Source organism: Pseudoalteromonas sp. MTN2-4 (genome assembly GCF_042848605.1).
In the GTDB taxonomy this organism is placed as follows: domain Bacteria; phylum Pseudomonadota; class Gammaproteobacteria; order Enterobacterales; family Alteromonadaceae; genus Pseudoalteromonas.
The window spans coordinates 34,718-61,584 of sequence record NZ_BTGK01000004.1 but is presented as its reverse complement, the minus strand read 5'-3'; the positions used below and the strand labels follow the sequence as shown (position 1 = coordinate 61,584).

The following is a 26,867-nucleotide window of genomic DNA, read 5'->3' as shown; positions in this document are numbered from 1 at the left end:
TCAGGCTTATTTATCACCTAATCGATTCGCAATGTTATCCATCAATGCAAACATAATTTCGACATTGTAGCCCAGAACAAACGCGAACAGCATAGGTGAATAACTACCTTGTGGTACCCCTGTGCCCTCCCCCATCAACATACTACTAGACACACCGGCAACACCACCGAGCAAAATACGTAAGTTGTAATCTAAACAAAGTTTTTTTGAAAACGTACCGCGCTTGAAGTCAAGGTGTAGGTTTCTCAATACCAAAGTTAATGCGCCTAATAGCCCATACAGCAGGGGTAATATATAATTCGCCAATAAGTTAACCACATATTCGGCCGAAAGCCGTGAGTCAAAAAAGGCTTGCCGAGCTTGATGAAGCACAAAGGCTTTATCTAACTCCGAGATCTTATCTTTTAGCTGTGTAATTTGCTTAGCGCTTTCATAACTTCGTGGCTGCTCAGTAATGAAGTCTAATTGCGCCGTTAACTTGGCTTTACTCTGCTGATATTTAAATTTATCAAACTCCGAAATCGTCACTTCATGGCTAAAACCCAATCGCCAATATGTGTTCCATCTGAGTAGCAAGGTACGATTTGCATCAAACTCCTGATCAAGCTCTTGCTCTTTGCGCTTTATGGCTAGCCACTCTGAACTTGCTTTATGTGAGGGATTTAAGCTCAGTACCTGTAGCTTTTCTCGAAATTCATTACGTTCTGCGAATAACGCATGAGTTTTATGAATTACCCCAATACCAACCATATAATAAGTTTGCAAACTCACTGTCAGTACAATAATGGCACATACTAACAACCCATAATATAAAGGAATACGGTGTACTTGTTTGAATTGCTTAGGAAAGCGCGCCTGCCAAGAATGACTAGGATTACTATCACGAATACTCACCACACTTGCCGGCGCAACTTGTTTGACTAGTGCATTAAAGTATTGCCAAAACGCCGCTTCATCTTCTTCTGAGAGTGTTTTTTGTTCGTTAAACTCAGTTTTAATTCTAAGTACGTCTTTGAGTAATTTGCCGTCAAGCTGTAAGCCTTGACGACAAATGTAAGCCACCAGCAATTCCAGCTCTGCCATTGCTTCCTCGAGCTCTGTCATAACTGTCTGCCCTATTTATTTAAAGCTGTGTCGGAGACACAATCAAGCCGCCAACTTTCATCGGCTCTCCTTGGCTATTGAAAATATGCAGGGCATCTTCTAAGAAGTTAATGGGTAGGCTGGTGATTTCATCAGGTTTTCGCATCAAGTTTATGGCAATATCAGGTGCTTTTACTAAACCTACGGGTAACTCACCAGGTTCGCCTTTGTGCATTAGAATACGTTTCGCATAGTTTGCCGCTAAACGGGCGTTACTTTCAAAGCTAACACCTATAGCCATAAAGACACTACGCTCACCACCTTCAACATGACTCGGCGTGACACTCAGCACAGGCACATTTTGCGCATAAACGTTAATCAGATCGACATTCTCATAAAGCTCAGAGCTGCCTGTCACTAAAAAGGCTTTGGCTTGGTTCGACTTCTCAAGCTCAACAAACTCTTGCATTTTGCGTTCAAGATTATGATTAGGGTCTTTTAAATCCACTCCAATTTCGCTCACTTCTACTTTATATGCCTCTTGGAGGCTCAGAAACGGTTTTACCTGTGTCACCACTGAACTGGTGTTATTGGTATCATAAATAATTGCCAAGTCGGTGAGATCTGATAAGAATTTAGACTTGATATAGGCCAGTTGTGTATCTACATTAATGTTCAAAGATGTATAAGCAATGTTTGTTTGGCTTTTCATCAACACGGGATCGACATAACCCATGGCTATCGGATCTTTACTACAGGCACTGACAACTGGAATGGCGCCATTTTTGTAATTTCGACTTACAAAATCAGTTGCCTTCGAGCCCATCGAAAAAATGAGGTCGAACTGTTTTAACTGCGCCCATGCAACCATTGCTTCGGCTTCCACTTCATTGCCTTCATAATTAAACAAAGTAAAATTGGTTTTTATGCCTGAGTTTCTAAAATCACGGGCAATCTCTGCAGTAGAAATATCATAGGCGGTGGACCATTTTGGTGATAAAACCAAAATATTAAATTGCGGGTCGGGATAGCGATTTAACTCCGCTTGCTCTTTCAATCGTCCTGTTTTGGCGCTTTTTACAAAACGCTTTTTACAAGTTAAACCATTGTGCTCTGGCGCAACCTTTTGATAAGCGATAAACATTCTATCGCAGAAACCCACTTCAAAAGCCTGAGCTTTGAACACACATAAAAAAACTGTGAAAAACAGCGTCAATATTACTTGTCCTTTTGACATGTTAACCTCATTAGAATATAAAAAATAAACCCCATAACAATGAAAATAAAACCCACTAAAGATAAGTTAGTATTTACTTTGTCATTGCTATCCTGTACCAAAATTACCGCTGTCAGCATGGGACCCAATACCGCCCCCATACGTTCTAAAAATCGATAATTAGCCGCGGTAATGTCACTGCCAAATTGTTTAGCGTATTGACTACTCAGCATCACCCCGACCAATGGGCTGCCCAGAGTGCCCTGAAAGAATCCGACCATAAGTACCGCAATCACAATAACGCTCACAGACAGCAGCTCTTGATAGCTTTGCAATGACCCATAGTGACTTAAGGAGTGCGCCATCCACTCAAAACTGGCTATGAGCATAATGCTTAACCCTGCGCCAATAACACTCAAACTAATGGCTCGCAATTGGTTATTGGCATTGGGCTTAGCAAAATGTGTTGCAATAAGGATTGCGAAGAAATACAAGGCAATGATTTGCCCAGCGATATTAGGGTCTGCAAACTGTTGGTTGATAAGTACAGGGATATAAATCAAGATCACCCCGGTATGTATGGCTTTGATTGGGATGGCGATAAGCAGTAAGCATTGCTGCAATTGCCTATCTTTAAACATCATTAATAAGTCTGTTAGTAACCCCTTGCTTACAGAAGGTTTAACATCGTCGTCACCACTTGTATCGACTGCCAGCTCTATAGATTGATTCAAGCTATAAAGAAATGTCAGGCCGCCAATGACAGCTGCACTCATAAATACCCCTGAAACACCTAAAATTGGCACCACGACCGCCCCTACAGACACCCCAGCGATGGCACCGATATAAAACCCAATTAATAATTGATTACTCGCTGAAAACTGAGGGTAAGATTGAGCGATCCGTAAAAACTGACTTTGTACACAGATCACCAATAATCCCTGGGACATACCTGACAGCAACCTTGCAATTGCAAGTAATTCAGCTTCAACAAAATAGGCAAGCACAAGCAACGACACACTATTCACCACTAAGGCCAAGCGCAGCATGGTTTGCACCCCAAAGCGTCTAACCCACACCGCTGCAGGCACCATGACACAAGCAAATCCTAAGAAGTACAAACTGAATATCAACTGTAATTCGCCGCTACCGAGCGCCAATGTTTGCCTTAAGTAAGCAGGGAAAAAAGATAAGGTGATCGACTCAAGCAAGACACCCAAAACAAAAATTGCTCTGATTGCTCGATAGCTACTCGGTAAAGCAGACTTGCTCACTTTACTGCTTCGCTGACTGCTGACTACGGCTTCAACTAAGACATTTAAAATCAATAATAAAGCGGCTAACAAAATGAAAATATTGCGAACGGCCTTCCACAATTTCTGATAAATGTCGTTACTTAACACCTCACTACACACTTGATAATCAGACAACCCGATTTGTCGGCAGTTTGTTATGACCCCATCTTTGTTATCTGGTCCTGATGCTTCACCCAGCTTCAACACATTCAAACTGTGCAAAATACTGTTATTAACCCGATAAGGCTCTAATAACTCATCAACACCACGTACCTGATGGTCTAAATCAAACCCCATATCGGTCACTGCGCTAAAACGCTGCGACAATAAATCAAGCACCGCATCACTTTGACCAATAATTTTAGTTTGATATAGAGAAAAAGAAGTCATCACCAATTGCACAGTAAGTAAGCTAAACACACAATAAAACGCCCACTTCAAGGTGCTGGCCTTAGCTTGTTTTTGGAAAAGCCCCGCCACAAAAAAGGTAAAAATGATGAAAACCCAAGGTATTGAATCGATAATCTTGCCAAATGCTTGATGGATTTCTTGATTGAAAATACCCGCAGTCAGGACGATTGAAAGCACCCCTACATCAGCGGTATTAGTTGCCAATGGCAGTTGCAAAACATATTGCTGTGAGGCTGCTTTAGGCATTACTAGTCCCAGAATATCAATGTCGATTTGCTCAACGAGTTGTCCTGGAGCTGCTGAGCAAGATAAGGGAATGAGACCACTGTTTTGCCTGTCAGCTTGCGCATAAATGGATTTTATTTCAGCCCGTTCGACCCCTTGGGTTTGCAATGCAAAAGTATTTACTTGCGGTGCAAACCCTTTGTATTCAATCGGCATACCTAAGCTGAGCGACTGATTAATTTGCTGACGTAAGATATGTGATTGATTACAAATATTTTTAAGTACCAACTCTGGGGCAACCCGGTATGCTTCACCCGCGGCAATGAACACTATCACAGCAACACACAATAATAAGGTGACTTGCAATTGCACAGTTTGCTTTAGCAAATACATTAGCCCAGTGCGATTTACTGCCTCATGTTGATCTTCGGGGTTATGCATAACCTCTGGTTCTACTGACATGGCGCACCTATACGGGCTAACAGAGCATGATATTTAGGTTTTCGATGCAAAGATAAATGGCTCAAACTGACTTGAACTAAATAGTCTAAAAATTGTGTGTACGAGACTTTGAGCTCTTGCAAACCCATTGCAACCAAGCTGCCTGTTCCATTATGTACAGCCCCTAAATCAGGTTTAGGGTTTGCTTCAAGAACACATAACTGTCCTTTTGAATCCATTCTCAAATCAAGCCTAAACAAGCCATATAAGTTCAACATGGAAAAGAGCTTTCTACAATAAGCTGTCACCGTCTCATTAAGATGCGCTTGTTGCTCATCAGATAATGTAATGATGGAGTCCGTACCGATTGGCTTGATATCCATTGACGTAAATATGCGATTGCCTGGCCCTAAATTGCGCTGATAAATACCAAAACAAGTGGGCGAAGCCAGTTCCCCCATGGTTGGGATCACCGAAGCACAGTATTCGTCTCCTGATAAAAACTGCTCAATTAAAACGGCACTTTGCGTGTGTGAATAAACCTGCTGACAAACCTCATTTAATTCGCGCAAAGAGCTAACCACATGCACATGATTAGAAGCCCGCCCCGATACAGGTTTAACAATGAGTTTAGCATCGCCAAAGAAGTGAAGTTTGTTATGCCTGAGCACCAGTTCTTCAGCCGTATTTGGCTTTTCAGGATGCCAAAGCACATACTCTGCCGTAGGAATAGCAAGTTGCTGTAACAGCTTTTTAAACAGAAATTTATTATCCATAAGCGCGGCATTAAGCGGCGTATGCCCAACATAAGGGATACCCAAACTTTCTAACAGCGCGGCACCATGGCAACAAGGATCTGCGCCTTGCATCCCTCCCGTATTTAGCCAAGCAAAGTCGATTTTATTTTCAGCTAACTGCCTAGCTAAATGTTGATCATCGGCCAAACAGATAACATGATTAAATCCTGCTTGCTCAAGCCCTTCTTTGATATCATTCGCCACCTTTTGATAGCTTTTCCAGCTTCGCGTGTTGTAGCTTCGATAAATCACTGAACCTACTTGTGCAGGATCAGCAGAATAAATCACCGCAATACGCCCATTTAACTTCAATGTATTCAGTGCCGTATTAACTGACATCGCCTTCACTCCTTAAAACTGCCAAGCCAAACCTAATACATGGCTGTATTCTCCGGTTTTACTTTTTCGTCTTAACAAGTAGCTGACTTGTGCGCCCATCAAAGCATCTTTTAAAGTGAAAGCAAAAGGCACAAGGCGGTATTCGGTTAGCTGATAGTCTTCATCTAAAATCCATTCTTGGCGAATGTGAAAACGCTTAATATGAGCGAATGATGCATCTTTATCTGCACTTACTCTGATGCGGTAGCGGCCATTGGTTTCGCTGTCTTTTTCGATATATTCAACGCGATTGCGTAAACCAAAGCGCCAGCCACTGGCGAGTTTTCCTGATGAAAACGATGCTTCTAGTTCTAAACGTTGTAACTGGTCATCACCTGCGGTGTTATACAAGCGAATAAACTTACCTGCTGTCGCGACTTTGACATACTCGTTAAGCTTGTAACTCAACTTGGGTCCGGCAAAAAAGCCACTCAAGTCATCTACTCCATTTTGAGTTCTCAATTCGGTGTAAAATGAACTTGAAACCGACCCTTGCTTAAAAAGCATCTTATTTGCCGACACCCATAATTGCTGATCTTCTGCATTTATCTTTGCTGTAAACAACCCACATGTCACAAACAACAACGACCATAAAACCTGTTTCATAAATATCCTCTTTAATCTCATTTATGTGCTTTGAAACAGCCTTAGTATGTTGTTTTAAAGAAGTATTTAATCGGTGTAATATCTGTAAAATCAGGGGATTATATTCAACTTAGTGGTATTGATAAGACTCGAAGTAAATTCACTGCTACCGAGATTTATTTTTGTTTGGGACTAAATAACCTTACGTAGTACCAACTTCATATCGGGTTATGGGTGAATTTAAAAAATGAGCTTACAGCTACCGACATATACTCGGTAGCATAGAGATTAAGCCAAACTCGGTGTGTTGCCTGCGTCTTGCAATGACGCAGTCACATGTTGATAGTTTTGATACGCTGTTAAACCGCGTTCAAACACATCCGCGCTTTGCGGTTTTAAAGAAAGCTCACTCTTACAGCAGCTACATGTAAAAGACTTCCCCTGCAGCAATAAATTAGGCTCAATCACAATAGGGCTTTTACGCCCTTCTGATTCACAATATGGACAATCAATTATTGTACTCATGCGCTATTTTAACCTCCTGTTCCGTCGGCTTTAGTCCCGTCACCACTGATGAGCACAGGCGCAATGTTGTCGGTATACGCTTTAATGATCACCCCCACTCCTTCGGGTAGAGGCAACTGACCTGCATGTACTTTGACATCGTAAGTGGCTTTGTTGCTCTTATTATATTTCTCAGTTTCACTATTCTTACTTTCATTCGAATATGACACTGAGCCTGATACTTCCGTAGAGCCTAAGCCGTAATTCAGCTTCTGAGTGAACGATGCCTCAGCGCCGACCGACTGGCTTTGCTCATTGCTTTTCTCATGAGAAAAGCTCGATTTCACTTCCATATTAAAATGAATGTTCACGTCATCAACCGCGAGCGCATTCAAAGGGAGTAAGGTCAGTAATGGCAAATGAATTTCTGACTCAACTGATGATTGAGTTGTGGTGATTTCACCATCTTTATTGCTGGTCGTAAGCACTGGGCGTTTCAATGTGAGCGCCACCATAATGGGCTCAAGCATTTCACCTTTAAACTCTGAGTCTTGCGATTTGCTCTCAGTCTTATTGAAACAGGTATCTAACATAAACTGTACTTGCGTCATCGCCATTTTATGGTTGGCCTGCGCAGCCGCCATTAATGGCCCGCCAATTAAGTCTTTCATTGGCAAACCGCTGAATTGTTGCGCCATCGACAGCAGCGCAGGCCCTTGATTTACACTCATGGTATTTTCCTTTCGTTGTGTATGAGCATATAAGGTTAAAGGCTTTTAAATTTGAACAATCGTGTAAAACTGGTTTCTACTCAGGCAATTTTACGCCTGGAGATCCGAGTTCTGCCCGAGTTTTAAGAAAGTTAAATCGCTATTGTGTGAAAAATTATAACTGGACCTGCATATGATCAACCTACAAGAATTCGTTCAAACTATACACACTGCCACTGCAGCTGCGGGCGAAGCATTAATACAAAAAAACCTTGGCCTCATTGACCAATTTTTTGAACCTGTTGAAGATGAGCCTGAACAATCAGCATCAGGTAATGCCCGAAAAGCTGCGATTAATTCACGTACTGAAACACAAACACCCCATGAAGAGCCACCAGTGCAAGTCATGAAACCACGTATGGTCGCGGTGCAATATCCAAAAACCACCAAGGATGGCGCCAGTATTCAAACGGTCAATGTGCCTTTGATCACCCTAGTACCCCTTTCTCAAGTTGAGCTTAAAGAGATGGAATTTGCCACTGAACTGGAACTCAGCGTAAACGGTGAAGACTTGCAAGTGTCCTTCCCAAAACGCACAGCCAAGAGTCAAGATTTAGCCGCTGAAGGAGCTAACTTAGGCAATGGCGGCAAGGCGAAACTAGAAGTGAAAATTGCCGCCATGGAAACCCCTGATGGCTTACGTTATTTGGTTGATGGATATGAACGTGCGCTACGTTCTCAGATCCCAGGGTAATTGTTTTGGCCAGTTCATTAAATAGCTCAAAAGTGAAAATCAGTGATGCAGACCCTATTTTAAACCAGCTTATAAGTGCGCTCTATAAAGCACAACAAATGACAGAAGTAGACAAATACCATGCATTACTGAACCGCTTAAATATTAATTCAAAAGAGGAATTAGAGGCCAAAACTGTGCGCATAAGCATGCCAGTTTACAATGATGATAAAGCACTTTCACATACCCTGATTGAGGCGCCTTTGTTAAACTTATTCCCGTTATCATTTTTGCAAATAGCGCATATTAAACTCGACGTAGACCTATTTATTGAGCAAGCAGAAGAAACCAAGCCAAACCTCACTTTTAAAGCTAAATCCGGTTTGTTTTCGAAAAACCAACCTTGTCGGTTAAGTGTGAAATTAGATAGAAAAAACGGTCTGTCTTCAAATCTCGTGGTAGACAATCAGTAGGCGCTCTTATCTCCTAGCGCAAACTTTTTGAGCGCCAGCCGATCAGTGACTAACCCAAAGCAAAGTGCTATTGTCAAAAACGGTAAGTTTATATGTGATTCAGGAATAAGTGATTTGAGCAGCACTGATAATAACAAGGATAAATTTAAGCAACTCTCTGAAATGTACTTATTTGAAGAGATCTTTAAAGTCATCCGTATTTCCACAGGGATAAGCGTAGCTTTCTGTTATCTGGTTTTATTACTCACCAGTATGGCCTACCTACATCTATTTTACAGTGAGTTCGGGATCAGCATTGTTAAATATGTTTCCTTTGAAGATATGTTGGCTACGCCTATAAAAAATCCAAATATCGTATTTACATATATCGCGGTAATTTTGGTTTTAGTTATTGCTGACATAGGTAATCGTTTTAGAGCCAGAAAAAAACTGGAATATGCTGATGGTCAAATGCCAAAGCGAATGCGAGTTTTGAGTGCATTGCTTTGGGCACCAAACAACCCTAAAACGAACTTGCGATTTACTCTCGCTGCAGTGTCTATATGTGTTATTGCTTATATTTTTGCATTCGCAAAAATTGAAGCAAATGATATTAAAGCTGGTGAGTCTGAGAGAGTACTTATTGTTTTGAGTGATCAAGAAGCGCCAATTGAGACTTCTTTATTAGGAACCAGTGTGAATTATGTATTCACTTATGATCACAAGTCAAAAGAAGCCACTATTTTTTATGTTGAAGCAATAAAATCAATTCAAAGCTTCAAACAAGTTGCTGAAAAGGTAAATACCATTGAGCATCAAGAGTCGGCCCCCTCACAGCGAGAGCCTGAAAGTGAAACAAAAGCCAAGTAGCTAATATTTAAGTGAGCTAACTTTTAAACTACTCTTTCTTTTCAAGCTTTAACGAAAAACTTATAAAAACTCCAGCGATAATGCCTATCAACACACTTGAAAACATGCCAAATTGCGATGCAAGAGGATTTAGGGCAAATATGAAGAAGAAAATTAATGGGATAATACCTATTACTAGGAATTTCAAGTTAATAGCCACTTCTATTTTAGTTTGACAGTGGGGACAGGTTTTATATTTACCCCACTTATTCAAGGCCTTTGAAAAAAAGCCTATTTTATTTTCACACTCTGGGCATTTCACTATTAAACTTCCCTAAAATTCCTTTTTTAAAACACGTTGAATTAAATCACCTAAACACGATTTAATAAACCCTTATTGAGTACATATTCAAAAAAGTCTACGTTTTCACGCTCATTTTCACGAGGTATAAAACCCAACTTCAACAGTAATTTAGAAGAAGCAACATTCCCTTTTTCTACCCCACCAACAAGACTTCGCCAGGACTCTATTTTCTCTGCGCGTTTTATAAAGGCGATTAATAACTCACTGGCAAAACCTTTACCCCAATATTCTTGTCCGAGTAAGTAACCCATGTGTTTCTCAGCCTTATCTGTATGACTAACAAATACAAAGCCTAAACACGCATCGTGTTTATCTTTAATTAAAAATAAGCGGCTCTCTGAACGCATTTTACTTAACCAAGATTTAACTTCTACAGCATTGCTCACGCCATGAAAATAAGGCGGCAGGCTTGCCACAACGGTCTCAGTCAAAACACATGGGATCGCAGCTATTAATGCATCATCAACTAACGCTTTTTCAGAGCTCAGTTCAATTAAATTCAGTCGTTGTGTTGATAAGTAAAGTGCCATTTTTATCTCTTGAGTTAGAAAGTTTATACTTCGTCAGGAAAACAAGCATCTAGCGTAAATCGTTGTACGCCTGTTTTTAACTTCAAACTTTCTTGACACATTTTTATTGCTACTTGCTCCCCGAAAATTGGCTTATAGCGTTTTAGTAAAGGTAAGCGGCATAGTGTAGGCAATATCCAACTACCAAGCTTTTCTCCAAACCTAACCTCCTCTCGCTCTCCAAGTAACAATGACGGTTGAAAAATACAGATACGGTTAAATTTAAGTCGTGTGACTTTGTCTTCTAACTCTCCTTTCATCTGCAAATATGCATTCTTGCTTTTGCCGTTTGCGCCACTTGAAGACACTAAAAAATACTCAGATACACCATTATCAGCAGCAAGTTCAGCAACCTTAAGCTGATAGTCGACATCAACCATACGCTGAGCAGCAACAGAACCCGCTTGCTTTTTTGTTGTGCCTAAGCAAGAAAAGAGTAAATCACCTTTGAAATACCAACTAAAATTGTCTAGATTTGCAAAGTCGACAACTTGGTTACTGATTTTAGGGTTGACGTAACATATTTTTCTGCGCGTAATAGCAATCACCTTTGCGATTCCTGCACTCTCAGCAAGTTGCTTAATGAGAATTTGACCAATAAGACCTGTCGCACCTACTACAATGGCTGTTTTCATAGAACGTCAAAAATAAGTTAAGTTAAATTAAATGAACAATAATCAAAGCTAAGGGGCATAGCAAGAAAGGATAGAGCTATCACTTAAAAAGGCCGATATACCGGCCTTAGTCAATAACTTTAAGTTTCTAGGAGATATTAAATACGCGTATCTACGCAAGCCTCATGAGGTGAACTAAAACAATAGCCTGGACCTGTAGGGCAACCCATGAAAGCATCTGTTTTTAACCAAGCACAAAGGTTTGTCGGTACACAAAGCACTTTGTCATCAGTAAATGCTCCACCTGCCACTTGAGGTGTTGCATTCATAGCCAGCGCCTTATCATTATTGAGTTGTTTTAGGTTTTTCTTATTCAATTTTAATTTCATTTTATTATCCTTATGAAAATTTTCCCTGCCAATCGGCAGTTCCTATAACATAAACTTGAATAAGGAAATTAACAATGCTTGTGCTCTGGAAAACTCAATAAAATTTCATATATGAGTTTTATGACCGACAACTAGCTACTAAATGCTGTTTTAAAAATTCGCTAACCTGATTAAGGGTTTGTCTATCAAAGCCATAGTGTCCCCCTTCCAGTGTGATATGCTCGAAAGAGTATTCATAATCTTGCTTTTCAAGATACTTCATCACTTCATTCGCCATATCGTAAGACGGCCAAATTTCATCTTGCTTAGCTGACACGAGCAAAACTGGCCCTTCATTTTTATCTATCGGTATTCTAGCCTGTTCAATTTCAAGCTCTGTCGCCTTGCCTAAGGCTTGTTCGAAAGCTGGCGTAAACTTGCCTGTCACATTGCCTTTTTGCATTTGCCAAGAAAACAATGGTGCGCTGATATATGCCAATGGCTGGTTTTTTAAAGTCCAACTAGATTTGTCTGTTACTGTTTTCACTGCATTCCAAGTGACATGGCTTGGCATAACAGCGACCACATGATTAATCGAATCAAAGTGACTACCCAGCAATAAAGCCAACTCAGCACCTTTTGAGAAGCCGAAAACCGCCACGCAGTTGTTGTTGATTTTGTCGCTATTAGCCAATAAAGAGATACGCTTTTCTATTTCTTCTAATGACAACTCAGCTGCATTACTGGGTGTACTGTCTGTACCAAAATAGCCAAGTGATGCCACTGACATGCCTGTTTCATTTAATCTATCAAAAATTGGCTGCCACTGTGGTTTTGCAAGTGTATTGCCTCCATCACTGCCTCCGAGCAAAATCACTAAAGGGTGTTTTTGACCATCGTCGATGAACTGAGTTTTAACGTCTTGCGTGTTTTGGCTTGAACAGGCCGCAAGCAGCCCTACCAAGATACATGGCATTATTTTTTTCATGAGCTTTCCTATTGATTTTAGATGGTTAGATTAGCTATCGCATTAGCTTGTCTTTGAGTAATCGTCCGCCATTTCGGCTACTGATTACTTCTACTTCTGATTGATGAAACTTGATTAAATAACCGCCTGTTACCCAGCGGTCCATTTGTTTGATTTCTTTGATATTCACAATGCCGTTTCGGTGAACTCGCAAAAATTGAGAAGGTAATAAAGTCATTAATTCATCAAGAGAGTGATCAAGCGGATATGAAACTTCAGAGCCATATGCAATCGCTTGACCATGCTCTAACTTAATTGCACAAATATCGGACACTTTTACTAAGGTCACTTTAACGCCTACTTTGCTAACTAAACTATATTCTTCCGTTTCTTGAAATTCTGAGGTTTTGTTATTGAGCTTGTCGTTGACTCTCGATAAAGCCAAGGATAAACGCTCGTCTGTATAAGGCTTCAATAAATAATCGGCGGCACCGATTGTAAAAGCCTCCACTGCAAATTCACTATATGCAGTGCTAAAAACACATTCACCTTTAAATCCAAGCTGCTTCAGAGACTTTACCAAGCTCACTCCGCTGGCGTCAGGCAGATTAATATCGACAAAAAGCACATCTACTTTCGACAATTCACTTGAAGCCAAACATGCCTTTACTGATTGATATGTAAACAACAAAGCGTGGGCACATACTCGGCTTAACTGGGCTTTGAGCTTTTCTAATGCTGGCAGTTCGTCCTCAACAATAGCGATATTTAACATGCCATACTCCCTACTTGTAAATTAAACTCGACACTTGCTCCCCCCTCTGGGGTATTGCTGAGTTCTAGCCTTGAGCCTGCTTCTAATTCTAACCTTGCTTGAGTGATCTCCAGCCCAAAATGCGCGACTTTGTTTTGTTCAAGCCTTTTATCTCTTATATCAGTGTTTTTAAGGTGGGCATTAGCTAAATCAGATTCAGCAAAGCCAATGCCATTATCACGCACATTAAAAAGCATATATTGGTTGTCACGTCGTACTGTGATCCAAATACGCAGCGGCACCGACTTACCATGCTTTATGGCATTTTCTATAAGAGGTTGTAGCAACATGGCAGGCACAGTTTCATCAAGCAAGTCTTCGTCGATGCCGAAGGAAATATTGAGGTTCTCTCCGAACCGACTGCGCTCGATATCACACCATTTATTTAGGATTACCAGTTCGTCACTCAACTTGACCCAGGCTTCCTTAGTTGTTGGTTTATTTGCCTGGTTTAACCCTGATTGCGACAATGAATAACGCAAAACGGATGCCAGATCATGTACTAAGTCTTCACAGCGTGTTGGTTGAGTGCGCGCAAATGACGCTATGGTATTCAAACTATTGAATAGAAAGTGTGGGTTTAATTGAGCGTGCAGCAAGTTGATTTCTGCTTGTTTCCTTAATTGCTGCTCTAATTTGAGATGCTTTTGAGCCAAATAAAATTTAACTGCAACAAATATCATTGTGCTCCATGGCAAGCTGATTAAAACTGCCTCTTTCAAGCCGATGATAGACACTGGTAGCAACTTAGCCCTTATCAAGCCAAAACATAGTGCACCTAATAGCATCAGACTATGAAAAGTTAAGAATTGAACAAACCAACTTGCTATCAAGCATTTTCTTATCAGTACATAAGTGCCCACCATAGGGAACCAGTACATACAAACTACTGCATTGAGTGCAGATAAAGGTATTTTAAGTGAAGGTAACATCCCTCTTAGAACCCAATCAGAAAGGCTAATAGCTAGACTGATCATGGTTATCAAACAGAGCATTATTAATTGTTCTTTTAATGATAATTGTATGGTGCGCATAATGGTTTCTATTGTTTAACTGACGCTTATTTTACTTAGCGACTAAATATTGGCACGCACAAATTAAGTGAATGGTTAATTTTTTGGGATGAATGGGAGCATAAAATATTTTAGATAAAATTTGCTTAACGAAGCTATGAGGCACTTAAATTAAGCAAATTCTGTGGCTAATTCCAGTACTTCCAGCCTTTTAAGTAATAATAGAGCACACTGGGGTTATCGAGCGTTGTAATGTCTTGTTGTTGATTCTCAAAATCAGGAGGAATAGTAAACAACATGGCTTCTAGCTCTGTTTTATAGAAACGACTTTCAATATCGTGATTAACTGGTTGTTGGCATATATGCTTACAAGCCATTATAAAGCCCCATTCTCCAAAAGAAGGGACATTAACACGATATGGAGCCACTCTATTAAAACCAGCGGCAACCGCAGTATTATGGATGGACCAAAATGCATCTCTGGCAAAGAAAGGACTGGTTGCCTGAGTCACCATCAGACCATGCGGATGAAGTCGACGCTTTAATTGTTGGTAGAATTGCTTACTATATAATCTCGCTAAACTGATTGTTTTAGGATCAGGTAAATCAATCAAGATTAGATCGTATTCTTTTTTATCTTCGGCACTATAAACAAAACCATCCTGATGAATTACATCAACTTTGGTGCTGTTGAGTGAATCTTGGTTTAGCGCTTTTACATAGTGATTCTCACGAGCAAGCTTGGCAACTGCTGGGTCCAAGTCGACTAAGGTAACCTGCTCTATCGAGTCATACTTAAGCAGTTCACGTACCGCCAACCCATCAGCCCCTCCTAAGAGCAAGACCTGTTTTGGCTGATGTAACCTTGCCATAGCAGGATGTACCAAAGCCTCATGATAGCGGTATTCATCGATCGATGAGAATTGTAAACCGCCATTAAGATACAAACGGATGTCATTCTTGGAGCGCGTCAGAACCAGCTGTTGATACTGGGATTGTTCTGAATGAACGACATGGTCTTCATAAACACGATTATTCCAAATCTTATTCAGCTCATTACTGAAAATGAATGTTCCTACTAAAATCAATGAAACCAAAGTAAGTGCCAGTCGCAAGACATTTTTGCGGGCAATGCTCAAATGCTCGGCAAAATACCAAAGTAAGGCAAGTGCAATTGTTAAATTCATCATGCCAAAAGCCAATGATGTTTTAAATACACCTAGCCAAGGTAAAAGTAAGAAAGGAAATAACAAGGTTGCCAATAAGGCCCCGAAGTAATCTATAGATAAGACATTAGAAATATTGGTTTTTAAGTTGTAATGCTTCTCCATTAAGCGACTAAGCAAAGGAATTTCTAAGCCTATCAATATACCTATCAGAGCTGTTAACACCACGGAAGATAACTGTAATGACAAATCAAATGCGTAAGAGAAATAAAGAATAGGGACACTCATGCCTCCTATTAAAGCCAGAATCAACTCAAACCCTATAAATGAGCCAAGCAGCTTAGTATCAGACACCCAGCGGGATAAATACGAGCCGACGCCCATAAAGGCCATGTAAATACCAATAGTCAGAGAAAATTGGGTGATGCTATCGCCCAAAAAATAAGCCCCAGTTGTCGCTATAAGTAACTCATATATGATTGAGCATAAACCAGCGATGAAAATGCTAAAAAGCAGAATATGGCTTTCGCGGATCACTATTTACCACCACGTCCTGAACCAGTTCTAAACTGGGCACTTTTTAAACTGTGTTCACGAAGTTGCTTATCAACATAGATATGACGCTTACTATGAGAGTAACTTAGCCAATCAATGTCAGCATCATCTTCATGCATTGCCCATAATGTTAAGAAAAATGTTGGTACAGCAAAAAGTAGAATAGCGGTCTTTACTTGCATTGGCTCAGTGCTCATACCCAGAGCAGCCTCTTTGGCGATCCGTCTAGCTCTTTTTCTTTCGAAGCTACTATAGCCATTTTCATAACGGTGCATGATGATAAGCAGGCAGATCACAGTTATAACTCCGCTTATCCATAACATGACTTTGAGTTTTCGACTATCTCCATTTAGTGCGAGAATACGAAAGTTAAAAGAAGATTTACTGTATGCATTTCTAGAAGAAGACATGTCATGAATATATGCAACATATTCACCTTTACTTGGGAAACGCTGCTTGTATTCAAGGTGCGTATGATACTCCGTCCAACGACCATCAGAATCTCTTCCTGACTCGGCCCATAGTTCATCTGTATAAGCAAATAAGTAATTGCCCTGTGCGTCGTAGATTTCTATATCAATACTTTTCCAAGAGTTCATTGCCACAGAACCTTTAACTTCAAAAAGCATTATTTGTCCGTCATTTGGCACTCTAAATTTATAGGGTGTATCCTTTTTAGAGTAAGTCGAGCCACTAGCGAAAGGCTCAATTTTCTCAGGTGAATCTAGATGACCAATCATGAGCCAACAATAGATAAGTGTGATCGTAGAGATCACAAAAAGTTTATTGATAGACATGGCAACTCCTAAAGAGCAATTAAGATTGCCAACGCAATACCAATAACCATCGCTCCCTCAATAAGCGCAACAGCTACATTATTTTCTGCAATTACTATATCGAGCGATATACTGGGTAGCAAAAGCTTATCAAAAGCTAATCTGAAGATAGGCAGGCACAAAAAGGCAATCACGCTATCGATTGCAAATAAGATCAGACTTTGTTGCCACGACACAAACTCACCTGCAATTGCATGAAATAAAATGATGCCCAGCGCGATCAATGTCGCAGAAAAACTAATACCAGCAGCAAGATTTTGGTTTTTTAACTCACTCTGAAGATCGAATTGAGTGATAATGTCATACAGTTTCGTAAAAACTACTAAAATACACTGGCCTAGTGCATAAAAAACAAGGGCTGATGACCAAGAGCCTTCTCCAGATAAAGCGCCTCCGATTAATAAACCACTGCTAATATAGCTCGCAGCTTGCACAAAACCTGTCGCTAAATTTTGTTTTTTAATTAAATGCTTTGTATTACAAAAAGTAGGCAATAAAAATTTATCATTGATTACACGAGACAAAACAAGTAATGACATGCCACACGTGCTATAAATCGCTACATTAATCAGATCTGTAACGAGCCCAGTAGATGGACCGCTAAGCACCGATAAATAGATGATAGTGACAGCCAATAAATAGCCTGAAATTGAAACTGCCAAAGAACGATTCTTCTGCTCAATAAGTTGCGAAAAAGTGCAATATGGTGTCGTAAAGTTGTACACCCATTTTGCAGAAAACACCGTGAATAAAAATAGTACTAAAAAGCTGCTATTGACTAAATAGTCGTTTAAATAAACTTCCATATTATTGTTTCTTATTAAAATTTTTGCGGATTTTAGCAGTAAGCTGTTTGCGTGACAAACTTTAATAATTAAACAGAACGCAACAAATAAACGAAGTAGAGATAAAGAGAGAAATTGCTTCTCTCTTTATCTTAATTTTCACTTATGCGCTGAGGGTATTCACTAGATAAGTATTTTAGACGCTGAATTTGATGTAAGTAGTAGCTGACTTTGATCTGTTTCAAAATTTGACACATGATCAAGTAAATGGCTTGCCTGCTCACGCATATCTTTACTTGCACTGGTCGATTGGGCAACCAAATGCATATTGTTTTGCGTTAGGTTATCAAGCTGTGCAACAGTTGATGATACCGCAGAGATGGCTTCAGACTGCTCTTGGCTAGCCTTCGTTATTTCGCTAATCATTTTATTAACGTCACCGACAACAGAGATAAGATCTTTAAATTTCACCCCGGACTCAGCAACCAAAGCACTACCAATATGAACCGCTTCACTACTGTCTTTAATTAAGATTTTTATCTCTTTCGCCGCAGAGGCACTGCGCTGAGCAAGGTTACGAACTTCACTGGCTACTACAGCAAAGCCTCGCCCCGCTTCTCCGGCTCTTGCAGCTTCAACAGAGGCATTTAAGGCTAATAAGTTCGTTTGGAAAGCGATTTCATCAATCACTCCAATAATGTCCGAAATGCGCTTACTGCAGTTTTCAATGTCTGACATGGCGTTTACGGCAGTAGATACTGTTTCACCACCCTCTTCAGCATTTTGCATTGCATCAGCCGCACGAAGCGACACATCAGCAGCACTGCGGGCATTTTGCTGAACTGTGGTGGTAAGCTCTTCCATAGTAGATGCCGTTTCTTCTAGGCTTGCAGCCTGACTCTCAGTTCTACGACTTAACTCTTCATTGCCTGATGCAATATTTTGCGCGCCATTATTTACCATTTCCGACGCTTGAGTTATGTCTATCACCATTTTATTGAGGTTTTGCATTAGACCATTCATCGCATCTCTCAAGATGTTAAACTCTGACCCTAAATCTTCATCAATGCTTTGTGCAAGTTTACCGTCAGCCAATGAAATGATTGCTTGTTTAATACTTCGTATAGCCAGCTTTCTTTCAGTGATGTCAGTTGCATATTTAACAACCTTGTATGGTCGCCCTTCACTGTCTAAGATTGGGTTGTATGAGGCTTGGATCCAAATTTCGCTGCCATCTTTCGCAAAACGTTTATATTCGCCACTGTCGTAGAGACCTTGGTTTAACTTTTGCCAAAACTGGGCATACTCGTCGCTTCTGGCATATTTAGGCTCTGCAAAAATACTGTGGTGCAGCCCTTGGATATCATCTAGAGTATATCCCGTTGTTTTAAGAAAATTCTCATTTGCAGTAATGATGGTACCATCAAGATTAAACTCTATCACGGCTTGAGATTTGTCAATCGCTTGCAATTGCCCTGCAAAGTTTGCACTTTGCTGCTTTTGTTCTGTGATATCACTGGCAAACTTAACAACTTTTATTACTCTGCCACTGGCATCAAAAATCGGGTTGTAAGTCGCTTGGATCCAAATCTCTCGGCCACCTTTTGCCAAACGCTTATATTCGCCTGAGTCAAATTCGCCATTGTTTAACTTTTGCCAAAACTGCTTATATTCAACACTGGTTGCATAATCAGGCTCAGCAAACATACTGTGATGTTGCCCCTTGATCTCTTCAAGCTGATACCCTGTCGTCGCTAAAAAATTATCGTTGGCTGTGATGATGGTGCCATCCATATTAAATTCGATGACCGCTTGAGACTTACTGATCGCGTGTAATTGACCTTCATAGTTGGCACTTTGCAACTTTTGCTCAGTGATATCTGAGGCATATTTAACGACTTTAAATGGCTTGCCATTTAAATCAAAAATCGGATTATAAGAAGCCTGAATCCAAATTTCTCTGCCCCCTTTCGCCAGGCGCTTGTATTCACCAGAACTAAACTTGCCTGCATTCAATTGCGCCCAAAAAACGCGATAATCTTCACTTTGTGCATAATCTGGCTCAGCAAACATACTGTGATGTTTGCCCTGAATTTCATTTAAATCATACCCCATCGCCGCTAAAAAGTTTTCATTCGCCGTAATGATGGTGCCGTCCATGTTAAACTCTATAACTGCCTGAGATTTACTTATAGCATCTAGTTGACCTTGGTAGTCAGCAGCTTGCTGCTTACTTTCAGTGATGTCAGAAGCATATTTAACGACTTTAAATGGCTGATTGTTTTTATCAAAAATAGGATTATAAGTAGCCTGTATCCAAACTTCTTTTCCGCCTTTTCCTAAGCGCTTATATTCGCCAGAACTAAACTCACCTCGGCTCAACGCAGCCCAAAAGTCGGCATATTCTGCACTTTGAGAAAACGCTGGTTCTGCAAACATACTATGATGTTGGCCTATTACTTCATTTAAACTGTAGCCCATTACATGAAGAAAATTTTCATTTGCATGGAGAATATATCCTTGCAAATCAAACTCAATCACTGCTTGAGAACGCCCAATTGCTTCGAGTTGACCTTTTTGATCAACACTTTGCTGTTCGTAAGCATCCACATCAGTTAAAGATAAGATAATTAAACTCTCATTGCTGTAGCTGATACTCAATGAAAACCATTTTGCTTGATTGTTATTGCAATTCACTTGAACAAGCTCATTATTGCCTGCTTTTTGTAATTCATTTAAGTCAGCATTAAAAAACACTTTATAGTTCTTATTTTTTACATCAAACAAGGAGTAACCCGTTTTTGATAAGAAGAATTCACTGGCATTTTCGATGATGCCTGAGCTATTTATTTCAAGAAATGCATGTGTTTGAGAGAGGAGATCAAGTTTTACTTGAAGCGCTTGAGACATTTCGCGCTCTTTCCTTGAGTTAAAAAACATAGGTATTCGTTCTATAGCTGTTTATATTATTAAAAACAATAGTTGAATATTTTCTTCAAGCCAAGACTCTAATTGTTACTAAATAATGATTTTCAGATAAATAAGTCTGTTTTAGTTCCTAAATTAGATAAAAATAATTGCTTTCGAATAAAAAAGAAGATCAGTTAATAAAAACCAAATAAAGAAACACAAATAAAAAAGGCCGAATAAATTCAGCCTTTTACTATCGTATCGATTAAGATTTAACGGCAATCGCCCATTTCATCATGGTTTTGAAGTCTGGCTCTTTACCATACATGGTCATCCCCATCTTAAACATGCGCGCCGCCATATTGCGAATAACAATACAACCAAGCAATGAGCTGATGAAGGCGATGGCTACTTGCCAAAATGCCACATCAATCAGCGCCATTTTCATTGGCATAAAGACAAATGCCGTTAATGGGAAATAGCTTAACACAGTCACAGCCAAGCTACTTGGACTATCCATCATCATAAAACCAGCCACAATCGGGATCAGGGGGATCATCATAAACGCTGACTTACCACTGTGGTTCGGGTCATCGATCGCAGCTGCAATAGCGGCTATAAATGCTGTACACATATAAATGCCCACGAGTACAAACACAATAAACCAAGGTAAAACAGTAAAGTCGAAAATGCTGAAATCAAGCGCTCTACCTTTCAAAATGACCTGTACAAATGCAAACCCCAACAATGCAGTAATGGCGGTCGTGGTCATGGCTTTCAGCGCATGCAACATTTGCCCGATGATTTTACCTTCAATCCACGTCTTTGCATCAATGCAAGAGTAAAGCTGCTCAGTGACGCGTTGTTGCTTTTCGCCGGTAATTGCAACAAACACCTGCCCGAAAGTCATAAACACACCAATGGCCATTAAAAATAGTAAACCATTAGCGGTAATTGAAGATTGTTGCATTGCATCTTTGACTGCTTCATCTAGGTAGTTTGTTTCAAACTGCAGTGGCTGCTCAAGTAAAGCCAGTTGAGTTGGGCCAAGGTTTAAAGAAGCGGCAGCATTTGAACGCGCATAGTCGTTTAACTGGACTTGCAAGTCATTTTGCCACGACATTTTACCTTGAGAATATAAAGTCACTTTTTGTGGTAACGCTTGTGAAGCAAAGATCAATGCACCATCAATATTGCCCGCTTTGACTTCAGCAATAAGTGCATCGTTCGATTTTGATTCTGTTCTAAGCACAAAGTCATCATCTAATTGAAGACCCTGTAATTCAATATTAGAGACGATTTGCTGCGGCTCAGGCTGATAAAGCACTTGGTTGTGCCATAAATACATACCTAGCGCCACCAGCAGCATAATTGATTTGCCAATGAGCTCCTGCTTCCATTTAAAGAATTGCATGAACTCCCATTTAGCCACAGTCAGGGTTTGATTTAGTCTACTCATGCGGCTTCTCCTTTTTGTACTGCTTGATCCGCTTCTATGGCGTGTAAGTAGAGCTGGTGTAAATCCATTCTTTGGCTATCGATAAACGCGATATCACCTAACTCAGGTAAATGCGCTAATAATTGATTAAGTTGATCTGCGCGCTCGGCACGAATTGCCAAAGTCGTGTCATTCAGTTGCTCAACTTCAAATTGCGTCAACTTGTTGCTCGCTTCAATTCCATTCACTGCGTGGGTAAATGTCACCTTCAAAGCACTCCCCACGCCAACTTGTGATTGAATGTCTGCCAATGTGCCATACAACACACTTTGCCCGTGGTTCATCAGTAACATTCTGTCAGCCAGTTTTTCAACCATCGACATTTGGTGTGCGCTCAGAATAACCGTCATATTCTGCGCTTTTAATTCTTTTAAAAATGACACAACTTTTTCTTGGTTCACTGGATCGAGTCCTGAGAATGGCTCATCGAGTAATACCAATTGCGGTTTATGCAAAACTGCACTAATTAGCTGTACTTTTTGCTGGTTGCCTTTAGACAGGCTTTTAAGCTGATCGTCTTTTCGCTTGAGTAAATCAAAACGTTCGAGCCAATAATCAATGCGCTCTTTGGCTGTTTTTTTATCTACCCCACGTAACGTTGCAAAATACATCAGGTTCTGTGCTAAAGATTTCTCTAAATAGAGGCCACGATCTTCAGGCAAATAACCTAATTCTGAGGCTGGAATAGACGTGTATTGCTCACCATTGACTGTAATTGTGATTTGACCTTCGTCGGCCTGAGTAAAGCCTACAAGCATGCGCACAAGAGATGATTTACCGGCACCATTGGGGCCAAGCAGTGCAAACACCTCACCTTGTTGTACTTCAAAGCTGAGACCATTTACGGCGGTCACTTCTTTGTAATGCTTGCTGATGTTGTCCACTTTGATATGCATAACGTTCCCTATGAATAAACATTTGGCTCGATTATAACCACAGAGCAGCAATGATAGACAGACAGAAACGTTACAGATTATGAACAAATGTAAAATGATAAAGTCTTTAACGTACGCTCATCTTGACGACAACATGAGTGTAAGAAGCTAAAAACTTATGCTGTTTGCTCACTTTGAGCTTGATGCTTTGCCAAATGACCTCCGATAAACTGACTCAAAATTAAAGAGCACCCAGCCAAACCCGCACCAAAGTAAAACACCAGTGAGCTATCGTATAACCATACAACCCCAAAGCTTGCAGGAATGATCACAGCGGCAATGTGATTTATGGTAAAGCTCACACCGGCCGTAGCGGCAATGTCTTCAGACCGGGCAATTTTTTGAAAATAGGTTTTAAGGGCTATGGCCATGGCAAAAAACAAATGATCTACCACGTAAAGCACCGCAGCAAACTCCGCCGACTCCACCAGCGCATAACCGACAAATACCAACACTAAACCCGCGTATTCAATGGTTAATGCTTTTTGCTCACCAATGCGACCTATCATTTTACCAATCATTGGTGCGGCAAAAATATTAATTACGTGATTGAACATATACAGCATGGTTATTTGCGCCACATCGAACCCAAACTTTTCAACCATCAAGAAACCCGCGAAGACCATAAAAATCTGGCGTCGCGCGCCTGAGAAGAACAGCAAAATGTAATACAAACTATATTCTTTTCTCACGATTAACTTTTTATGCTGTAGGTTTTTCTCAGGAAAATGCGGAAATGCACCCATCATAAATAAAGTCAGTAACAAGCCTACACCACCAAAGAATAAATAAAGCCCTTGATAGGCGGTACTAAAGAAAGTCACACCTAGCCAAATTAGGGCAAAGGTTGCCAATGAGGCCATGGATTTTATCGACATCAATTGACCCAACTTTTGCGGTGCTTCATCTTTACTAAACCATTGTAAACTCAAAGATTGATTTAAAGTTTCGAAGTAGTGAAAGCCAATCGACATTAATACCGTCGTGGCATATAGCCCATAAACACTCGGGAATAACCCAGTTAACGCCACGCCAACCGACAATAAACACAAACTTATTAGCGCAAATGTTTGCTCTTTTAATACCAATAAAATAAACACTGCAGTAAAAGCCAGCAAACCTGGTATTTCTCGAAGAGACTGCAATATGCCCATATTGGCACCATTAAATTGTGCCGCCTCTACTGCAAAATTATTTAATAAGGCATTCCACGCCGAAAACGTGACCGCCATGACAATGGTTGCAATAGTTAAAAATCCAAACGGTGACTGCCACTGTTTATTCTGTTCCACTTTTCCCTCACACAAGCACTTTGATTAAAACGCAAGCACATTGTATGCTGTGCACAGTGTGACCAAAATGCAAAGTTATGACAGATAACTTATCAAATCAGCCAAGTTCGAGCTGGGTGAGTGTTAAAACACGCTTTAACCTAAAAGCCCTTGGCAAGCCTATCTACCCAAGAGCCACTGAAATGCCGCCTTGGCAGCATGTGCAGACTCATTCACACACTTGGGGGCAACTCGCTTATACCAGCGATGGGGTGTTAGGTGTACACACGCCCGCGGGTAAATTTGTTATTCCCCCAGATCAAGCTTTGTGGATCCCACCCAACCTTCCTCATGAAACCTTTTGCCGCTACGGTGGGCATTTTCGCAGTGTTTATATTGATGAAAAGTATGTTCAAATACTTGGTAGTGAAGCCAAGCTTCTTCATGTTAATGAATTACTTAAAGCCATGATTTTAGAAGTGTGTAACTGGCCACCAAACTATCAACCTGATGATAAAAAGCTACGATTTACCCAAGTATTTATTGACCAATTAGAATGTGCGCAAACCAGTAGTTTCTTTATGCCTAGCGCACAAGACGACCGCTTATTGCCAATTATTTCTGAGCTGCACGCAAACCCTGGCTGTAATAGAACCCTTGAGCAATGGGGCGAACTGGTTGGCGCGTCGACTCGTACGCTTAATAGGTTATTCCACAAAAGCTTTGCTATGAACTTTAGTCAATGGAAACAGAAGTTAAGAGGTCTGCGTGCGGTTGAAATGATTGAAGCAGGTTACACACAACAAACGATAGCTGAGCAGCTGGGTTTTGAGTCCAGTTCAGCATTTAACACCGCATTTAAAAAGGTATTTAACTGCACCCCGGGGCAATATTTGAAGAGATAGAAATATTACAATTCCATTACAAAACCACTAAAAAATAGCAACCAAAGGACTAGAAAGATTTTTTGAGTTAGCACTTTAGTTTTCACCCTTACCTAATTTAAATAAAATTATTTATAAAAATGCACAAATGTAAACAAAGTATTTTTTATATGTATCAAAGTATGTTTAAATCAATACTAATGGATTATGGCGTTGTGTATTTTTATCTAGCCCTTAATACATGGAAGTTCAAAACTAATAACTAAGTGGTAAGTATTAATGAACAAGAAACTTCTATTCTCAGCGGCGCTTTTAGCAGCTACTTCAAGCTCAATTTTTGCATCTAGTGACACATTTCAAGCAACTATCAGTGGATGGAGTGAACCAACTTTTGCACAAACTAGTGCGCTAAACTTCGGTAAAATCCGTTTGGCGGCAACTTCAAGCTGTACTATGGACAACGCTGGTGCGGTAACAGGTGACTGTGACGCATCTGATGCTAACATCCAAATCGGTGGCGTAACTGTATCTGGTCTTGCGCCAAACTCTGCAATGAACATTACTGTAACAGGCAGTTCAAGTGCTAACTTGACATTTGCTCCTGTAACTACAGCAACAGATGGAACATCTTCAACGACAACAGCTGATGGCGTAGCATCTGCTTTCACGACTGATGCTTCAGCAACAGATATCACTATCAGTGTATACGGCACAATGACTGTAGACAATGCACTAACTGCAGATGGTAACTACTCTGTAGATTATACTGTTGACGTGTCTTTCCAATAAGAACTTTTCGTCAAAATCTTTTAAACTAAAGTGTGGGCGTTGCTCACACTTTTTACTTTCTTAGTCTGTTATAATGTTATGCGTTTTCCTCTTTACTTCTCTTTTATATTATTTTTAGTGACCTGTAGCTCATCTGTATTTGCCAATCTTGCATTATCAGAATATCGCCTTTACTTTGATGGTCGTTCCAAAAACAACTCTTTAATGATCAGAAACACTTCTGATAAAAACCTCGATTTCAGATTAGTACTTGTGCACAAAGACATGACCGAAGAAGGTAATCTCATCAATGTCTCAGAAGCAGATGTACAAGGCCGCTCTGCCAAATCAATGTTAAGATATTCACCGCGCAGAGGCACAATAAAAGCCAAAGATATGCAAGCCATTAGAATGACGGTGCGCAAAAAAGCAAATTTAGCACATGGTGAATACCGTGCTGTACTGAAGATTATTGCTTCGGAAGCCCAAGACCCCAATGAAGCTGGTATCAGTATCAAACCTAAAGTGGCTTATAGCATTCCTGTGATTGTTCGACATGGTCGCTTGGAAGTAGAGTCAAATATTGTGAATCCACAATTGGTGACACAAAATGGCCAGCCTACGGTGATGTTTTGGCAGACACTTAATGGTAACCGTTCATTATTTGGTGACTTCAAAATTCTCAATGAAGATGAAGAAGTAGTTGGAGAAATAAAAAACTTGGGCGTTTATACCCCACTTACTCGTCGTAAGGTGTTTATTCCTTTAACAGAAAGCGCCTCTGGACCTCTAACAATCCAGTACGAAGAAAATATTCGTTATGGCGGTAAGGTTTCTCTTACTGAAACGTTAAATATTAATGATTAACTTC

At 40.3% G+C, this 26,867-nt stretch carries 28 protein-coding genes; 6 read left to right on the top strand and 22 right to left on the bottom strand.

Annotated features, from left to right (window positions below; translation table 11 throughout):
• Positions 1-6 precede the first annotated feature (6 nt).
• The 7 genes from ACGHEH_RS11325 to ACGHEH_RS11295 all read right to left on the bottom strand — a co-directional run bounded on the left by ACGHEH_RS11325 (position 7) and on the right by ACGHEH_RS11295 (position 7,666).
• Positions 7-1,104 carry a hypothetical protein gene (locus tag ACGHEH_RS11325; RefSeq protein ID WP_390445324.1) on the bottom strand — a complete coding sequence of 366 codons (1,098 nt, stop codon included), beginning with the start codon at positions 1,102-1,104 and terminating at the stop codon, positions 7-9.
• A gap of 19 nt (positions 1,105-1,123) precedes the next feature.
• Positions 1,124-2,320 (bottom strand): ABC transporter substrate-binding protein, encoded by a 1,197-nt coding sequence (locus ACGHEH_RS11320; protein ID WP_390445321.1) that lies wholly within the window; start codon positions 2,318-2,320, stop codon positions 1,124-1,126.
• Complete coding sequence (locus ACGHEH_RS11315) at positions 2,302-4,692, bottom strand: MFS transporter (protein ID WP_390445318.1); 2,391 nt, start codon at positions 4,690-4,692, stop codon at positions 2,302-2,304. Before ACGHEH_RS11315 ends, ACGHEH_RS11320 begins: the two co-directional genes overlap by 19 nt.
• Entirely contained in the window at positions 4,683-5,807 is a 1,125-nt protein-coding gene (locus ACGHEH_RS11310) for an ATP-grasp domain-containing protein (RefSeq protein ID WP_390445316.1), read from the bottom strand. Before ACGHEH_RS11310 ends, ACGHEH_RS11315 begins: the two co-directional genes overlap by 10 nt.
• A gap of 12 nt (positions 5,808-5,819) precedes the next feature.
• The gene (locus ACGHEH_RS11305) at positions 5,820-6,452 is read right to left on the bottom strand and encodes a DUF2490 domain-containing protein (protein ID WP_390445313.1); all 633 of its coding nucleotides are present in this window, start codon (positions 6,450-6,452) and stop codon (positions 5,820-5,822) included.
• A 267-nt stretch (positions 6,453-6,719) separates the two neighbouring features.
• Positions 6,720-6,956, bottom strand: a complete 237-nt coding sequence (locus ACGHEH_RS11300; RefSeq protein ID WP_390445310.1) for a hypothetical protein — start codon at positions 6,954-6,956, stop codon at positions 6,720-6,722.
• 8 nt (positions 6,957-6,964) lie between these two features.
• Entirely contained in the window at positions 6,965-7,666 is a 702-nt protein-coding gene (locus ACGHEH_RS11295; RefSeq protein ID WP_390445308.1) for a DUF2589 domain-containing protein, read from the bottom strand.
• 172 nt (positions 7,667-7,838) lie between these two features.
• On the opposite strand from ACGHEH_RS11295, the gene ACGHEH_RS11290 reads away from it, so the two are divergent.
• From ACGHEH_RS11290 to ACGHEH_RS11280, 3 genes are all read left to right on the top strand, one after another.
• Positions 7,839-8,399 (top strand): DUF2589 domain-containing protein, encoded by a 561-nt coding sequence (locus ACGHEH_RS11290; RefSeq protein WP_349285800.1) that lies wholly within the window; start codon positions 7,839-7,841, stop codon positions 8,397-8,399.
• 5 nt (positions 8,400-8,404) lie between these two features.
• On the top strand, positions 8,405-8,851 hold the full coding sequence (locus tag ACGHEH_RS11285; protein ID WP_390445305.1) for a DUF2589 domain-containing protein: 447 nt from the start codon (positions 8,405-8,407) through the stop codon (positions 8,849-8,851).
• A gap of 114 nt (positions 8,852-8,965) precedes the next feature.
• Entirely contained in the window at positions 8,966-9,700 is a 735-nt protein-coding gene (locus tag ACGHEH_RS11280) for a hypothetical protein (RefSeq protein WP_390445303.1), read from the top strand.
• A gap of 28 nt (positions 9,701-9,728) precedes the next feature.
• On the opposite strand, the gene ACGHEH_RS11275 is transcribed toward ACGHEH_RS11280, so the two are convergent.
• The 15 genes from ACGHEH_RS11275 to ACGHEH_RS11205 all read right to left on the bottom strand — a co-directional run bounded on the left by ACGHEH_RS11275 (position 9,729) and on the right by ACGHEH_RS11205 (position 24,406).
• A complete protein-coding gene (locus ACGHEH_RS11275; RefSeq protein WP_349285797.1) occupies positions 9,729-10,001 on the bottom strand; it encodes a hypothetical protein in 273 nt (90 codons plus the stop codon).
• Between the two features lie 50 nt (positions 10,002-10,051).
• On the bottom strand, positions 10,052-10,573 hold the full coding sequence (locus ACGHEH_RS11270) for a GNAT family N-acetyltransferase (protein WP_390445300.1): 522 nt from the start codon (positions 10,571-10,573) through the stop codon (positions 10,052-10,054).
• Between the two features lie 23 nt (positions 10,574-10,596).
• Positions 10,597-11,247 carry an NAD-dependent epimerase/dehydratase family protein gene (locus ACGHEH_RS11265; protein WP_390445297.1) on the bottom strand — a complete coding sequence of 217 codons (651 nt, stop codon included), beginning with the start codon at positions 11,245-11,247 and terminating at the stop codon, positions 10,597-10,599.
• A gap of 137 nt (positions 11,248-11,384) precedes the next feature.
• Complete coding sequence (locus ACGHEH_RS11260; protein WP_349285794.1) at positions 11,385-11,615, bottom strand: hypothetical protein; 231 nt, start codon at positions 11,613-11,615, stop codon at positions 11,385-11,387.
• A gap of 118 nt (positions 11,616-11,733) precedes the next feature.
• Positions 11,734-12,582 (bottom strand): acyl-CoA thioester hydrolase/BAAT C-terminal domain-containing protein, encoded by an 849-nt coding sequence (locus tag ACGHEH_RS11255; protein WP_390445294.1) that lies wholly within the window; start codon positions 12,580-12,582, stop codon positions 11,734-11,736.
• Between the two features lie 34 nt (positions 12,583-12,616).
• Positions 12,617-13,336 (bottom strand): LytR/AlgR family response regulator transcription factor, encoded by a 720-nt coding sequence (locus ACGHEH_RS11250; RefSeq protein WP_390445291.1) that lies wholly within the window; start codon positions 13,334-13,336, stop codon positions 12,617-12,619.
• A complete protein-coding gene (locus ACGHEH_RS11245; protein ID WP_390445288.1) occupies positions 13,330-14,409 on the bottom strand; it encodes a sensor histidine kinase in 1,080 nt (359 codons plus the stop codon). Before ACGHEH_RS11245 ends, ACGHEH_RS11250 begins: the two co-directional genes overlap by 7 nt.
• 167 nt (positions 14,410-14,576) lie before the next feature.
• Positions 14,577-16,091: a polyamine aminopropyltransferase gene (locus ACGHEH_RS11240; RefSeq protein ID WP_390445286.1), complete on the bottom strand. Its 1,515-nt coding sequence runs from the start codon at positions 16,089-16,091 to the stop codon at positions 14,577-14,579.
• Entirely contained in the window at positions 16,091-16,906 is an 816-nt protein-coding gene (locus ACGHEH_RS11235) for a hypothetical protein (protein WP_390445284.1), read from the bottom strand. The genes ACGHEH_RS11240 and ACGHEH_RS11235 overlap by 1 nt, the downstream gene beginning before the upstream one ends.
• An 8-nt stretch (positions 16,907-16,914) precedes the next feature.
• Positions 16,915-17,751, bottom strand: coding sequence for a DUF350 domain-containing protein (locus tag ACGHEH_RS11230; RefSeq protein ID WP_390445281.1), 837 nt, complete (start codon positions 17,749-17,751; stop codon positions 16,915-16,917).
• 162 nt (positions 17,752-17,913) lie between these two features.
• Entirely contained in the window at positions 17,914-20,640 is a 2,727-nt protein-coding gene (locus tag ACGHEH_RS11225; RefSeq protein WP_390445278.1) for a PAS domain S-box protein, read from the bottom strand.
• A 265-nt stretch (positions 20,641-20,905) separates the two neighbouring features.
• A complete protein-coding gene (locus ACGHEH_RS11220) occupies positions 20,906-22,099 on the bottom strand; it encodes an ABC transporter permease (RefSeq protein ID WP_390445275.1) in 1,194 nt (397 codons plus the stop codon).
• Complete coding sequence (locus ACGHEH_RS11215) at positions 22,096-23,034, bottom strand: ABC transporter ATP-binding protein (protein WP_390445272.1); 939 nt, start codon at positions 23,032-23,034, stop codon at positions 22,096-22,098. The genes ACGHEH_RS11220 and ACGHEH_RS11215 overlap by 4 nt, the downstream gene beginning before the upstream one ends.
• 155 nt (positions 23,035-23,189) lie before the next feature.
• Positions 23,190-24,320, bottom strand: coding sequence for an MFS transporter (locus ACGHEH_RS11210; RefSeq protein WP_390446016.1), 1,131 nt, complete (start codon positions 24,318-24,320; stop codon positions 23,190-23,192).
• A 2-nt stretch (positions 24,321-24,322) separates the two neighbouring features.
• Positions 24,323-24,406 (bottom strand): hypothetical protein, encoded by an 84-nt coding sequence (locus tag ACGHEH_RS11205; RefSeq protein ID WP_390446014.1) that lies wholly within the window; start codon positions 24,404-24,406, stop codon positions 24,323-24,325.
• A 36-nt stretch (positions 24,407-24,442) separates the two neighbouring features.
• On the opposite strand from ACGHEH_RS11205, the gene ACGHEH_RS11200 reads away from it, so the two are divergent.
• The 3 genes from ACGHEH_RS11200 to ACGHEH_RS11190 all read left to right on the top strand — a co-directional run bounded on the left by ACGHEH_RS11200 (position 24,443) and on the right by ACGHEH_RS11190 (position 26,863).
• Positions 24,443-25,249: an AraC family transcriptional regulator gene (locus ACGHEH_RS11200; RefSeq protein ID WP_390445270.1), complete on the top strand. Its 807-nt coding sequence runs from the start codon at positions 24,443-24,445 to the stop codon at positions 25,247-25,249.
• Positions 25,250-25,507: 258 nt separating this feature from the next.
• Complete coding sequence (locus ACGHEH_RS11195; RefSeq protein WP_390445267.1) at positions 25,508-26,017, top strand: hypothetical protein; 510 nt, start codon at positions 25,508-25,510, stop codon at positions 26,015-26,017.
• A 78-nt stretch (positions 26,018-26,095) separates the two neighbouring features.
• Positions 26,096-26,863, top strand: a complete 768-nt coding sequence (locus ACGHEH_RS11190) for a hypothetical protein (RefSeq protein ID WP_390445265.1) — start codon at positions 26,096-26,098, stop codon at positions 26,861-26,863.
• The last annotated feature ends 4 nt before the right edge of the window (positions 26,864-26,867 follow it).